At 70.6% G+C, this 13,368-nt stretch carries 14 protein-coding genes and 1 pseudogene; 3 read left to right on the forward strand and 12 right to left on the reverse strand.

The window, feature by feature from the left end; translation table 11 throughout:
* Positions 1 to 718: 718 nt before the first annotated feature.
* Entirely contained in the window at positions 719 to 970 is a 252-nt protein-coding gene (locus KSE_RS07840; protein ID WP_033258568.1) for a hypothetical protein, read from the reverse strand.
* A 165-nt stretch (positions 971 to 1,135) separates the two neighbouring features.
* Between KSE_RS07840 and KSE_RS39770 the strand changes: the two genes are divergently transcribed.
* Together KSE_RS39770 and KSE_RS07850 are read left to right on the forward strand one after the other, a co-directional pair.
* Positions 1,136 to 2,359, forward strand: a complete 1,224-nt coding sequence (locus KSE_RS39770; protein WP_014134749.1) for a helix-turn-helix domain-containing protein — start codon at positions 1,136 to 1,138, stop codon at positions 2,357 to 2,359.
* 24 nt (positions 2,360 to 2,383) lie between these two features.
* Positions 2,384 to 2,723: pseudogene (locus KSE_RS07850) on the forward strand (VOC family protein).
* A gap of 225 nt (positions 2,724 to 2,948) precedes the next feature.
* Here the strand turns inward: KSE_RS07850 and KSE_RS07855 are convergent.
* The 9 genes from KSE_RS07855 to KSE_RS07895 all read right to left on the reverse strand — a co-directional run bounded on the left by KSE_RS07855 (position 2,949) and on the right by KSE_RS07895 (position 10,635).
* Positions 2,949 to 4,145 carry a methyltransferase domain-containing protein gene (locus KSE_RS07855; RefSeq protein WP_014134751.1) on the reverse strand — a complete coding sequence of 399 codons (1,197 nt, stop codon included), beginning with the start codon at positions 4,143 to 4,145 and terminating at the stop codon, positions 2,949 to 2,951.
* Entirely contained in the window at positions 4,146 to 4,280 is a 135-nt protein-coding gene (locus tag KSE_RS45690; RefSeq protein WP_255518935.1) for a hypothetical protein, read from the reverse strand. It abuts the gene before it with no gap.
* Positions 4,281 to 4,560: 280 nt separating this feature from the next.
* A complete protein-coding gene (locus KSE_RS38205; protein ID WP_014134752.1) occupies positions 4,561 to 5,070 on the reverse strand; it encodes an NUDIX domain-containing protein in 510 nt (169 codons plus the stop codon).
* Between the two features lie 1,235 nt (positions 5,071 to 6,305).
* Complete coding sequence (locus KSE_RS07870) at positions 6,306 to 6,539, reverse strand: hypothetical protein (RefSeq protein ID WP_148283073.1); 234 nt, start codon at positions 6,537 to 6,539, stop codon at positions 6,306 to 6,308.
* Complete coding sequence (locus tag KSE_RS07875; protein ID WP_033258565.1) at positions 6,539 to 6,721, reverse strand: hypothetical protein; 183 nt, start codon at positions 6,719 to 6,721, stop codon at positions 6,539 to 6,541. Before KSE_RS07875 ends, KSE_RS07870 begins: the two co-directional genes overlap by 1 nt.
* A 95-nt stretch (positions 6,722 to 6,816) precedes the next feature.
* Positions 6,817 to 7,944, reverse strand: a complete 1,128-nt coding sequence (locus KSE_RS07880; RefSeq protein ID WP_014134753.1) for a helix-turn-helix domain-containing protein — start codon at positions 7,942 to 7,944, stop codon at positions 6,817 to 6,819.
* A gap of 309 nt (positions 7,945 to 8,253) precedes the next feature.
* Entirely contained in the window at positions 8,254 to 8,658 is a 405-nt protein-coding gene (locus KSE_RS07885) for a P27 family phage terminase small subunit (protein ID WP_231873141.1), read from the reverse strand.
* A 369-nt stretch (positions 8,659 to 9,027) separates the two neighbouring features.
* Complete coding sequence (locus KSE_RS07890) at positions 9,028 to 9,435, reverse strand: hypothetical protein (RefSeq protein WP_014134755.1); 408 nt, start codon at positions 9,433 to 9,435, stop codon at positions 9,028 to 9,030.
* Positions 9,436 to 9,651: 216 nt separating this feature from the next.
* On the reverse strand, positions 9,652 to 10,635 hold the full coding sequence (locus tag KSE_RS07895) for an ArsR/SmtB family transcription factor (RefSeq protein ID WP_014134756.1): 984 nt from the start codon (positions 10,633 to 10,635) through the stop codon (positions 9,652 to 9,654).
* Positions 10,636 to 10,796: 161 nt separating this feature from the next.
* Between KSE_RS07895 and KSE_RS07900 the strand changes: the two genes are divergently transcribed.
* Complete coding sequence (locus tag KSE_RS07900) at positions 10,797 to 12,023, forward strand: MFS transporter (protein WP_014134757.1); 1,227 nt, start codon at positions 10,797 to 10,799, stop codon at positions 12,021 to 12,023.
* Positions 12,024 to 12,027: 4 nt separating this feature from the next.
* Here the strand turns inward: KSE_RS07900 and KSE_RS07905 are convergent, their stop codons facing one another.
* Positions 12,028 to 12,525, reverse strand: a complete 498-nt coding sequence (locus KSE_RS07905; RefSeq protein WP_014134758.1) for a YfbM family protein — start codon at positions 12,523 to 12,525, stop codon at positions 12,028 to 12,030.
* A gap of 36 nt (positions 12,526 to 12,561) precedes the next feature.
* Positions 12,562 to 13,329: a DUF1775 domain-containing protein gene (locus KSE_RS07910; RefSeq protein WP_014134759.1), complete on the reverse strand. Its 768-nt coding sequence runs from the start codon at positions 13,327 to 13,329 to the stop codon at positions 12,562 to 12,564.
* Positions 13,330 to 13,368: the final 39 nt, after the last annotated feature.

Raw genomic sequence — 13,368 nt, forward strand, 5'->3', positions numbered from 1 at the left:
ACCAGGGAACAGGGCGGCCCACTCTGCGGTCATGACGCCGCCCCACCGGCCGCAGGTCAGGCACCGCCAGACGGGCCCCTGCGGGCCGCTCTGCATGGCTCCGGGCTGCGTGGACCGCTCGACCTTGTGTCCGGGCCCCTCGGGGCACTCGTTCATGTGCCGCTCTCCGTACCTGAGTTCTGGTCTTGGGCCCCGCCCCGGTCGTCCGTGCCGTCCACGCGTCACGTCACCGGGGCGGGGGTTGTGCTTCCCGGCGGGCACAGGTTTCCGCCGGGGGTCTTGGGTGTCGCCCCGGTCCTGCCGGGGAGCCGGACCAGGGCAACGGGTGCGCTGCGCCCCACCGCGCACCTTCCGCCGGGTCGGACCGGCGGCAACCCCGGAGCGTCGGGGGTGTCTACGCTCCGGGGAGATCAAGCGGACCGGGAACGGGCATGCCGGGCCCGACCGGGGCGAACGAGCGGTGAACGATCCCGCCCGAGCGTCGCGGCCACTGCCTTGCCGTGAAGCACGGCGATGCACTCCGCGCAGGCGAGCAGCCCGGCCAGGACCCCGCCGGCTGCGGTGACCGGTCCGAGCCAGAGCACCGGGACCGACTCGCGTTCGCAGTAGAGCCAGCAGTCCCCGGGTACCCGTTCGTTCCCGTCGTCTTCCTCGGGCGGCCCCGGTAGTACCGCCTCGCCGATCCCAACCAGCGTGGAAAACGCCTCGGCCGCGAGCATCACGGCGGCCCGCCGGATCGGACGTGGCGAACCCTGATTCGCAGGCGGGACCGCCGGACGGCCCGTCGTCGGCGCCAACACGCTTCCCAGTCTCCGCCGTCGACGACACCGAGCATGGCGACCGCCAGGCCGAAGAACCACCACACGCCGCCGTGAGGGCCGGAGTCGAACGCGCCGAGGGCGACCAGAGCGGCCGGGCCGAGGGCGACCGCGACCACCAGGGCGCCGGTCACGATGCTTGGGCGTTTCACTGCTGTCCCTCCGATCAGCGCCGGACTGTGTGATGCACCAGTACAGGGCTGCTGTTCGCACTTGGACAGAGCAGCGATGACGCATCTGCGTGGCATCCATGTCTCAGAGTCTCTGCATCGAGTGCTCTGGCCTGCTAGAACGGGGGTCAGAGACCGGGAGGCGGCATGGCAGAGCGACGCAGGGCCCTTGTTGAAAGGCGAAAGGCCCTTGGATTCACTCAGGACTCCTTTGCTCAGGACCTTGGCGTGGATCGCTCCACTGTGGCGCGCTGGGAAAGCGGGAAGGTAGACCCCCAGGATTGGCAGCGCCCAACCCTGGCCAAGGTATTGCGAGTCACGCTAATAGAGCTCGATTCTCTCCTATACGCCACAGTCACCCCGAAGCCTGCGCGGGGCGAAATCTCCTCCGCCATCACGCTGGAACATGACGATGAGATCGAAGCACTGGAGCTTGCGCGCAGGGTCTCTGCCAGCGACGTAGGCCGAGAAACTCTTGACCGTCTTGAGATGACTTTTCATGATCTCGCAACCAAATATCCGACCGCAGCCCCGCAAGAACTCTTGGGGCAGGTGCGAAAACATGCGCTTTATGTAGCCAAACTCATGGAAGCAAAGAAGACCCTCGCCGAACATCGACAGCTACTCGTAATAGGTGGTTGGTTCTCTCTCCTTGGTGCAACTCTGCACATCGATCTCAATCAGCAAGACGCAGCAACGGCAAGGCTGCGAACAGCGATGACTCTAGCGCAGCATGCCGAGAACTCAGAAATTCAGGCATGGTGCTTTGAAACTGATGCTTGGCGGATTCTCACTGATGGCGACTACTCCAAGGCGGCAGAACTCAGCGCTACTGCTCAGCAGTTGGCGCCCGCCGGAAGCTCGATTGAAATCCAGTCCCTTGCGCAGCAGGGGCGAGCATTTGCACGCTTGGGATATTCTACCGAGACCTATGCCGCAATAGATCGAGTGCAGGCACTTTCCGCAGCGATGGGTATTCCAAATCGGCCGGAACATCATTTCCAATATGACCCGGCCAAGTCGCTCGCCTATGCGGCGACCACACTTGCATGGCTCGGCGATCCGGCAGCCGAAGCATATGCGCGAGAGGTTATTTCGCGACTCTCGCCCTCCGACGACGTTAGCAAATGGCCTCGCCGGGTGGCATCCGCAAATATTGATCTGGCACTCTCCCTGATGGCCACTGATCGATTGGATGAAGCATGTGATTCGGCACAGCGCGCCATGCTATCCGGTCGAGTCGCACCATCTAACCATTGGCGCGCCCTCGAAGTCGTCAAAGCAGTAGAGGTGCGAAGGATTTCCGATGCTCGGGACCTGAGAGAAGTATATGAAGGAATGCGCCTACAGATAGCACCGTCGGGCGATTAACGGCGTGAACGCAAAAATGTCCCCATCCTGGCCCCATTTGTCGAGGACCCGACCCCGCTGATCGACGACCTGCTCGCCGCCGGCCGCCCTCCCGGCCACCGCGGTGCTCGAACGCGACGGCCGCAAGCTGTTCCGCGGCCACTCGGCCGTCCGCCACCCCGAGGACCCGTACGCCCCGGTGAGCGGCATCGGCCAGGGCCGCCGGATCCTGTTCCAGGACGTCCCGGAGCCGAAGCAGGGCAAGAACCGGCTGCACATCGACATCCACTCCGGCGGAGAACTCGAAGCCGTGGTCACCCGGCTGGAGAAGCTCGGCGCCACCCGGATCGAGGAGCAGGACCAGGGCCCGGCCGGCCATTGGTGAATCCTCCGCGACCCCGACACACTTGACTACCGGTTCTGAGCGCACCGGTACGACCAGCACCAACGACACAGCCCCGCCCGGCACTTGGCCGAACGGGGCATTTTGCTGTCTACTGCGGCTACTTCTCGGGCGGCACCGCCCAGCACTCCAGGGCTCGATACCGCATTCCCGACCTGTCGCACCAGGGAAGCGAGTCGAACACCCGCGATACCCGGTATCGACGGCCTAACCCCGCTCGCTCCGGACTCGGACGCTGTTCTCCGGGCGGTCGAGCCAGAACCGATGCGTGCCGTCCGGCGTGACGGTCAGCCCGAAGCGCTCCGGTCCCGGTTCCCCTTGGGCGTGCCACCAGGCGTAACCCTCGGCCACCTCGTCCCACAGGCGCCGTTCGCCGTACTGCCACACGGTGAACCCGTCCGACCCCTCACCCGCCCGGTCCACGGCTGCCCACGACGTCGCGTCCGTGGTGGCGAGCCAGAGCCGGCGGGCGACCCCGTCGACGTCCGGTTCGTTGTCCCACGCCTTCCACACGTCGCCGAGCAGCATCCCGAGGGTGAACGCCAACTCCCACCCGTCCGCGGCGATGTCGTGGGCGGGCAGCTCGGTGCGCGACTCCTCGGGCAGGTGCTCGTCGCGCACCACGTCCCGGTAGATCCGCAGGTCCGTCCGCTGGTTGCGGGCGAGCATGAACGCGCTGTACGGACTGAAACGACCCTCCGCGTTGCCACCCCCGGTCACGGTCAACAGCAGCAGACCCCAGCAGATCCACGGGTTGTCCCAGGGAGTCAGGATCTTCCCCCCGCGCCCGGTCTGTTCGATCAGCGCGGCCGGGACGCTCCGCAGCGCGCAGGTCACCGACACCCGGTCGTACGGGGCCCGCAGCCCCCACCCGCGCGTACCGTCCCCGCAGACCACTTCCGGGTGGAACCCGGCCCGTGCCAGATTGCCGCGGGCAAGCTCGGTGACTTCCGGGTCGACTTCGACGGTCACCACGTTCTCGGAGCCGAGCCGGTGGCTCATGTACGCGGCCGTCAGCCCGGTGCCGGTCCCGATCTCCAGCACGGTCGCGCCGTCGTGAAGGTCGAGCATGTCGAGCATGCGGAAGACGATCGCGGGGGCGGAAGCGGACGACGACGGCCACGGGTCGTCCCCGGGGTCCTTTCCGTCGTTGACTTGGGTGACTACTGGCGCGTTGCTGTACGTTGCTGCGGCCCAGCCGACCGGGTCGCTCTGGCGATCGCACGGCGTGTAGCCGCCGTGTTCGTCTCCCAGCCAGATCCGATCGGGCAGGAAGAGCGTCCGGGGTGCGGCTTCGGCCGCCGCCACCCATTCGGGGGCCACGTCGTGGCCGAGATCTTCGCTGACGGCCGAGAGCAGGCCGCGCAGGGCGGCCCGCTCCGACTGGTGCACGTGGTCCGTCAACTACTTGTCCTTGCCGTGCTTGTTGCCGCTCTTGCCGCTCTGGCTGTCGGGGCTCGGGGTGGCCGTACCGGGGTCCTTCTTACCCCCGTGCTTCCCGCCACCGCTTTCGCCGCCCTTGCCGGTTCCCCAACCCATGGTCCAACTCCTTCTCTACGTCTGGTTGATCGAACGTGTGCTGTTACGCCGCCGTGGTGCCGCTGCTGCTTCCCGGCGGCATGGGGCCGGGTACGGGCGGGTGGCTCGGGCCGGGCGTGGGCGTGTTCATCCTGACGGCTCCTCGTGTCGGTGCGAACCGAACACCGGTCGGTATCCGGGCTGTGGGATGGCGGCCCTGCCCCGGCGGGAGGCTTTCCTGCGACGACCGCCGGGTCCGGCACCGCCCGGTGAGCGAGTCCCGGGCGGAATCTGTGACGTGCTACACCGCAGGGTCGGGGACGCCGTGGCGCAGGAACGGCACCCACAGCCCCGCGCGGTGGGCGGCGAGGGCCTGGCGGACCCGGCGGGCGGTGTACTCGGCGATGCACTCGTGCCCGTCGAACTTGTCGGGGTGCACCCACTCGTACCCGCCGATCTCGGTCACCGCGCCGACGGGCACCCGCAGCGCCGCCGCCTGTCCGTCCGTGAACACGCCCGCGTCGAACACGAAGTCGATGCCGGGATTCGACCCGCTGTCCGGGTCCGCCGGCACCTGGTCGACGGCCAGCAGGGCGCCGAACTCCCGGTGCAGGCCGGTCTCCTCGGCCCACTCCCGGGCCATCGCGTCGGGGATCCACTCGTCGTCGTGGACCGCCCCTCCCGGCATGATCCAGCCCTTGCCGTACAGGGTCCGGACGAACAGCACCCGGCCCTGGTCGTCCCGGGCCAAGCCCTGAGCCCCCCGCCGGGTCCGCTGGTACATGTCGGCCGGAACGTCGGCGTATCCCATGGGAGTTGCCCCTTGCAGAGTCGTGATCGGGTCGGCCCCGCCCCCGGTCGTCCGAGCCGTCCGACACTCGTCACCGGGGGCGGGGGTTTAGGCGGCCCGCGGTGCCGCTGCACTGCCCTCGGAGTGCGGCGGCCGTTGGGCGTCAAGCTTCCGGACGAGCGCGGCGGCGTCGGGGGCCGGCGGGGCGATGTACTGCATCGGGCAGTCCCATCGAGCCCCGTTCCGACCGGGCTCCCGCAGGTACACGGTGCCCGTGTCCGAGCTGCACACGATGCCGTGCCGCCCGTCGGTTCGGGTGTCGAGCGCGACCGACCCGGGCGAGGGCCCGAACAGATACACACGTTGGGCCTCGGACCCCCCGGGCACGAAAACACTTCCGCCGGCGCTGACGGGGAAATCCGGGAGCGTGGGAACCTCCGTCCCCCGCTTCCTTCGGATCTTCTGCGACTCCTCGTGCCCCCGGACCGGCGCCCCCACCGTTCGAGCCGTCTGCGCATCCAGGGCGCAGAGCGCCCCGTGGCGTGTGCGACCAGGTACAAGGGCGTACCCGCGTCGTACAAGGCGACCAGCCAAGTCCGCTGTTCGGGCGTTGGCTCGGATACCGGCTCGACCGCCGGCTGGAAGACGTTCATCGGTCCTCGCGGTGGTGGTGGTTGGGCCCCGCCCTCGGTCGAGCGCTGTCCGCCGTACGGCTCGACCGGGGCAGGGTGCTGGGAGGAGGTGCCCCGCCCTGTCGTTCCGAGGAGGGGACGGGGCACACCAGGACGCGACCGGCGCGCCCCTCCGTCGGATGGGACCGACGGAAATCGGGCCTTGTCTCGGTCGAGCTGCCCCCGTACAGCTCGACCGTGGCAAGGGAGTTGGGGAAGGGGTGCCCTGCCCGGGGCTCAAGTAGTGGGCAGGACACCCGGCACGCGCGGGGGCGCGTGCCTCCCCGCCAACTGGAGGTGGGATCGGCGGGGAACCCGGAGCAAGGGGGGAGGCTCCGGGAGATCAGGGGTTCGACATGCCCTTGCGCTGGCGCTTCAACGCGCGGCACCAGCGGGCAAGTCGGCGAGCCTAGGCGGGCCGCACCAGGTAGGGCCGGTGGTGGTCGCGGCATACGGTCACCACGCTGCGTGGCCCCATCGCGGGCACGGCGGTGGTCCAGTACCGCTCACGACCGCACGGGTAGTACCACCCGGGGGACCACCGCGCGGCACGGATCATCTCGGGCGGGATCGTGCCCGGGGCTCTCACCCGGGGCCCTGTCTGCGGCGGTGCCGGCGACCGAACCGGCGATGCGCGCGGAGCGTCCAGCCGGGACCGAACGCCACCATGACCATGGCGAGCGCCAGGGCGACGAACACCCACGCCCAGCGCCGTACGTTGTTCTGGTCGAGCAGCGCCAGGACCACCGGAACGACGGGTACGCCACCGACGACGACCGCCAGGGCGACGTCAGCGAGGGCCCGCCAGCTCGGCCCCATCACGTCGGCTCCGGGCGGTACGGGCACTTCGGCCGGGAACACTGGCACGCGGGCCAGCCGACCGACCACCCAGTGCCGACCTGCTGGTTGATCTTCGGGTCGTAGTCGTCCAGCGGGTTGCGGCCGACCGCCAGTGCGGCGGCCCGCCACTGCTGGCGAGTCTGTTCGAGCGAGTAGATCACGCGGTGTCTCCCCGAGCCGTGCGAACTGTTCGGGGAAAATCTGCGACTAATGACTACCTGTCAGTTACGGGGTAGCCACAAGGGGTAGCCAACCGCTACGCGGCTTCAACTTCTGCCAGCAGCAGACGCAGCGTCAGGGACTGCTTGTCTGCGGGAAGCGCATTGAGTGCAGCACGGGCATACGCCACGCCACCCCTTCGGTCTCCTGCCTGTGCGAGCATCAGCCCTCGGTGAAGTTCCAAGTGTGTTGCGAACCGCGGCAGCGTCGGAGGGAGCAGCGCCCGCGCTTGCTCCTGCGCGTACTCGGCCCGCTTCTCCTCGCCGAGTCGGGCAAGCAACAGAGACGAAAAGACATTCATTCGCCACTCGGGGACTGCATAGTCCGACTGTGCGTTCGCGGGTGATGCAACTCGTTCGAACACCCTCCATCCTTCGTCGTTGAGCTGCAAGGCCGCTCGCCGGTCGCCCCGAAGTGCGGCAGCATGCGCCTTGCCCATGATGGCGTTGAGCCGGCCCAAGGACGGGCGAGAGTCGATTGCCAACGCCTGGTCCGCAAGCCTCTCCGCGACGGCAAGGGACGCTCCTTCGTAGCCGAGAGCGATAGCAGCCCGCCCCCGCACCCATACCCGCGTACCCCGGTCGTCGGATCGGTCAGCGGCAGCAGCGGCCATGCCGTACCAAGTCGTCGTCCTGGCGGCGTCGCTGCCCGGAAAGGTTTTGGCGAACAGCACGGACAGTCTCGCCGCCACCTCCCACATGCGGGACCCCTCGATCTGTTGCTGCAGGACCACCATGTCCGCGGCAAGGCGACGCTGAATCTCCTCCGCGCCAGAAGACATGTAGTCCTGGCCATAGACATACAGCCGTCCCTGCCAGTCGTCTGCCGATGGCCCGCCGTGGAGAGCGGCGGCGAACCCATGGGACAGCAAATCCGCAGTGGCCGCGGGAGCTATCGCAGTTGCGGCGACGCTCGTCAAGAAAGATCGTCGAATCACGTCCGCACTCTCCAAGGCATGTAGAGGTACTTCCAAGGCAGTAGCCAAGTGTGGTAGCCAGCGCGGACCAGGCTTCCGCCCCTGGTAGCCGTTCTCCCATCGGGAAATCAGCTGCCGTGTCATGGTCGTACAGTTCCCCAACTTGTTCAGACGGGCTGCTAGTTGGTCCTGAGACATGCCCAGCCCTCGGCGCAGCTCCTCGATCAAACTCCCTACCGCCGTCGTCATAACCGGCAGCCTACGCCGGACCCAACCACAGAGTCCGCCGCTCGATTCACTCGAACGGCGGACCGCCAGCTACGCCGCGAGCCTCGGCAACTCGACCGTCAGGCGGTGGGCAGTGACTGCCCCACGCTTCGGCGCGCAGTTGCCCAGGGTCACTCACGGGGCCCCAGGAACGACAGAGAGCCCGGCCCCGGCCACCCGCAGGGGTGGACAGGGCGGGACTTGTGTTCAGTCCCAGATGTCGGATTCGTCGTCTGGTTCCGGCGGTGCGATGGCGGCCCGTGAACTCGGCGAGAGTCCCAACTCGCTTATTTAGCGTGCGAGTTGTGATCGGTACTGTGCTGCGATGGTGGCGGCCCCGTTCTTCACGGTGCCGCGCTCGGCGGTGACGATCAGTCCGCGTGTCGACAGGTCGCGTTCGGCCTGGTCGATGCGGGCGACGCAGACGCACAGGTCCTTGACGGTCGAGTGGTCCACTTCGCCGAGCCAGGCGGCCACTTCGAGCACCGGGACGATCCGCCGCCGCTCCGCGGACGCCACTTCACGGCATCGGAGGTTTGCCTCCTGCACCTCTGCGGCGTACGACGTGTAGTAGCAGAACGCGCAGATGCCCCGAAGGCGAGCGGGCGCGTTCGGGTAGCGCACGCCGTCCGAGAGCAGTTGTTCCCGGGAGCGCGGGAAATGGTGCACCAGCGAAGCCTTTTCCTCTCCGCACACCTGGCACATTGGATACCGGCCGAGGAACGCTCGGCGTATCGCAGCCCACCCGGGCCCGCCGTCCACGTTGTGAGCGGCAGGTGGGATGGTCGGCCTTTCACCGCTCCGCCGCCTCATGCAGGAGCCGCCGGAGGAACGGCCGGCGGGTTGATCGGCTCACCGTTCGGCTGCCTCGGGGTCACGTCCACCAGCAGCACACGGCCGGATCCCGGGTCGCGCATCCGCTGGACCCCGCGCGGCATCGGGTCCCCACCGTTGGCTACTGGCAGACCAGTTGGGGAGTCGGCCCACACAGGCTGCCCCTGCGCGTCCCGGGGGAAATGCGGATAGGTTCCGTCCGGCCCCGGGTCGAACGCGTCAACAGCCACGTCAGGCCGTGGCTTCAACGTAGGCAGTGCGCTTGGCTTCCAGTTCGGCGGCATAGGTCGCGCCGAGAGCTTCCGCGGCCTTGTCCACTTCGCCGGTGGGGTCGTCAAGGAACCGCAGGTCGTACCAGCGCTGCACAGGCATCGTGACCGGCTGTCCCAGGTAGCCTTGCGCGTTCTGCGCAGCAGTGAGGGTCTTCTCCCGCTTGTACCGCTCGGCGCGGTGGGCAACATATGCCCTGAACCACGGTTCGGCGGAGAGGAGTTCGAGGAATTCGGCATGCAGTTCGTGCCCCCGGGTGGAGTGCCCGTCGGCCTGCTGCTGCCAGGACTTCACGAACTCGCGGTCGTACTCGGCAGCGCGCTCGGCACAACGCGCCTTCTCGGCGGCCTTCTCGACATCGTTGGTCATGTCAGTTACCGCCCTTGCTGGTGTCGCGCCCGTACCGGGCCGCAATCTGCTTGTCGTTCTCGTAGTGACCGAGGCTGACGCAGTATCCGACTCCCTGACCAGCAGCGCCGTACCCATGTCTCACTCCAGAACATCTAGTTCTGTGTGTGGGTGGACCCCGAGGGCAACGAGTTCTGCGTCGCCTGGCCGGTCGGCCGGCCCGTCGCGGGGGAGGTCTCAGCCCGGCCCCGCCGCCAGCCGGTCGCCCAGCTCGGTGCGGTGGTAGAGCACCCGGCGGCCGACCCGGGTCCGGCCGACCAGGCCGGTGTCGCGCAGGATCGCCAGGTGGCCGCCGACCGTGCCGACCGACTGGGCGAGCAGCAGGGCGAGTTCGCTGGTGGTGGCGGGTACGGCGAGGTTGCGCAGGATCTGTGCCCGGCCGACGCCGAGCAGCCGGGCCAGCGCCTCGCCGTCTCCGGTCGGGGCGGCGTCGGCTTCCTCGCCCGTCCCGCGGGCCGCGTACACCATGGCGAACGGGCGGCCCGGGGCCTCGCACAGCCAGGAGCTGCGTTGCGCGGTGACCGGGACGAACAGCATGCCGTCCGGTCCGACCACCCGGTCCGGGCCGGGCCGGTCGCTGAACCGGATGGCGTCCGCGCCGACCCACTCGCTGGTGCGGTTCATCCGTTGGAGCGCCCGCGGCCAGCCGTGCGCGGCGAGCAGCCCGGCGCGGTGGGTGACGTCCCGTTGGAGGGCGGCCCGCCGGGTCGGCCAGTCGGCGGCCAGGTGCGTGTCCCAGACTTCCCGGAACAGCGCGGCCGCCCGGGCGCCGTGGCCGTGGCCGGTCAGCCAGTCCAGCCGCTGGCCGGCCCAGGCGTGTCGCTGCGCGGTCCGCAGTCCGGCGACCGCCGTCTCGTCCGGGACCCGCGCCACCTCGGCGAGCTCGGACTCCAGCGTGGTCTCCATGCCGCCGCCGGGCGGCAGCGTCAGGTGGTCCGGCAGGTACTTGGTCGCCGCGATCAGCTCGACCAGCCCGCGCGCGTACCCGTCCCCGGCCAGCCGGGCGAGGAACGCCGGACGGTGCCGCTCCCGCCAGGCCGCGGCCCACGGCTCGCTGTACGGGCGGGCCAGTTGGACGACGGCCGCCAGCGTCTCGGCGAACGGCGACAGCGCGAACCGGGAGCGCGACAGCGCCAACGAGTCCAGCCGCAGCACGACCACGGCACACCTCTCCCTTCGTCCCGACGACCCCGACCGGCTCGCGGCCGGCCGCTGGCAAGCGCGCGGCAAGCGCACGGCAAGCGCACGACCGGCTTGCGGCAACCTTTCGGTGGAACCCGAAACAATAGAGCCGCCGGCGCCCGCCCTCCCACACTCTGCGGGTGCTTCCACCACTCCTTCACCACTCCGGCTTCCGCCGCTTCTTCCTCGGCCGGGCCGTCTCGCTGCTGGGCAGCGCGATGGCCCCGGTCGCGCTGGCCTTCGCCGTCCTCGACGCCGCCGACGGGCGGGCCGCCGACCTGGGCGCCGTGCTGGCCGTCCGGATGGTGCCGCTGCTCGGCCTGATGCTGCTGGGCGGCGCGGTCGCCGACCGGCTGCCCCGGCGCACCGTCCTGCTGGTCACCCACCTCGGCGCGGGCCTCAGCCAGGGCGCGGCCGCCGCGCTGCTGCTCACCGGCCACTACGCGCTCGCGCCGTTCGCCGCCCTGGAGTTCGCGAACGGCGCGCTGACGGCGTTCACCGCGCCCGCGCTGCGCGGGGTGCTGCCCGAGCTCGTCCCCGCCGACCGGCTGCGGCCCGCGAACGCCCTGCTCGGCATGGCCGGCAACGGCAGCAAGGTGCTCGGCCCGGTGCTGGCCGGCCTGCTGGTCGCGGGCGCCGGGCCCGGCTGGGCGGTCGCCCTGGACGCGGCGAGCTACCTGCCCGCCGCCTACCTGCTGGCCGGACTCCCGACCGGCCCGCGCCGGGACCCCGACCGGCCCACCGGCCTGTACGGGGAACTGCGCGAGGGCTGGACGGTGTTCCGGCACACCCGCTGGCTCTGGTGGACCACCTGGTCCTGCTGCGCCACCAACCTGCTGCTGGTCGGCCCCTGGCAGATCCTCGGCCCGGCGCTGGCCGGCCCCGCGCTGTGGGGCGTCCTGCTGGCCGCCCGGGGCGCCGGACTGCTGCTCGCCGACGCCGCCGCCTACCGGCTGGCGCCCCGCCGCCTGCTCGCCGCCGGCCAACTCGCCGGGCTGCTGCTCCCGTTGCCGCTGCTCGCCCTCGGCCGGCACGCCCCGGCCGCGCTGCTGTTCGCGGCGGCGGCCGCCTCCGGCCTGGGCCTGGCGCTGTCGGCGACCGCCTGGGAGACCTCGCTCCAGGAGCACCTGCCGAACGGCGTGCTGTCCCGGGTCTCGGCCAACGCCGACGTGCTCTGCTACCTGGCCATCCCGCTCGGCCAGCTCGCCTGCGGCCCGCTCACCGCCCGCTTCGGCGCTCCCGTGCTGGCCACCGCCGCCGCCCTCGCCCAGGGCTCGCTCGCCCTGCTCCCGCTGCTCTCCCCCGCCGTCCGCCGCCTCCCGCACCCCGCCCCGACCCCCGCCCCCGCCCCGGCTGCGGTCATCTAAGCAGTCAGGAGTACCAGACCAGCAGCCCGTGCCGGTAGCGCGCGGCCCGCTCCAGGTAGCGCAGCAGGTCGGCGTGGTGCGCGGCCAGGTACTCGAAGGCGAACGGGTCGTCCCACATCCGGACGGGGTAGACCTCGGCGGCGGCCAGGACGGTCGGGTCGAGGCCGTCGACCAGCTCGGCGAACGGGACGGCCGCCAACCGCCGTGCGGCGTCCGCGACCTGCTCGGGCGCGAGCAGCGACGGCGGCCCGTAGCCCCAGTCGTCCTCCTCGGGCAGCGGCTCGCCGCCCTCGACCACCTCGACCGGCAGCCCGCGCCGGGCGTACAGGTGCGCCAGGCCCGCCCAGGCCTTCTCGGTGTCGTGGAACCGCAGCTCGGACGGGCCGCGCCCGCGCTCCAGCGCGGCCTGCTCGGCCTTGAACCCGGCGACCCAGCCGGGCTCGGCGAGGACGCGGGCGATCTCGGCGGGGGCCAGCCGCAGGTAGCTGCCGATGACGCTCATGGACCGTGATCCTGGCAGCCTCCACCGACAACCCCCTTACGCGGGCGGCGACTTCCGCCGCCGCAGCACCAGGACCACCAGCGTGGCCAGCACCGCGACACCGGCGACGCCGCCGAGCACGATCGCGGCGGTGCTGCCGCCACCGCCGCCGTCCGCGTCGTTCTGGGTGGCAGCGGTCGGGCTCGACGACGCCGAAGCCGACGCGGACGCCGAGACCGAAGCCGAGACCGAGGCCGACGCGGAAACCGAAGCCGAGGCCGAAGCCGAAGCGGAGGCCGACGGGCTGCCCGCCGCCGCCAGCGGCGTCGCGCCGGGCGCGGCCGGGCTCAGCGCGAGCACCGGCGCCGGGTGCTGGGGCTTGCTGCCGCCCTGCGGGAGCTCGATCCAGCGGTCGGTGTGGCCGTCGGAGTAGTCGACCAGGGTCTTGAACACCACCGACTCGGCGTCCGGCAGCTGCCGGACCTTGACCGTGTAGTCGGCGGCCGCCCCGGGGGCGAGCGCCGGACCGGCGACCGCGTAGCCGTCGGCGGTGGGGGTGAGGGTCCAGCCGCTCGGGGCCTTGACCAGGGTGATGTCGGCGGGGGCGATCCCGGCGGGCAGGGCGACCTTGACGTCGACGATGCCCGCCGTCGAGGACTCGCCCTCGGCGGAGAAGGCGACCTCGGCACCGACGGCGAGCGCCTGCGCGGTCGACGACTCGACCTCGACGTGCGCCGCCGCGGCCCCGGCCGCGCCGAGCACCAGGCCCAGCGCGAGGGCGACGGGGACGACGTACCGGCCGTGGCGGCGTGTGGGTGGCTGCATGCCGCCGACCCTACCGGTCCCGGCCGCCCGCCCGACCCG

Source organism: Kitasatospora setae KM-6054 (genome assembly GCF_000269985.1).
GTDB lineage: Bacteria > Actinomycetota > Actinomycetes > Streptomycetales > Streptomycetaceae > Kitasatospora > Kitasatospora setae.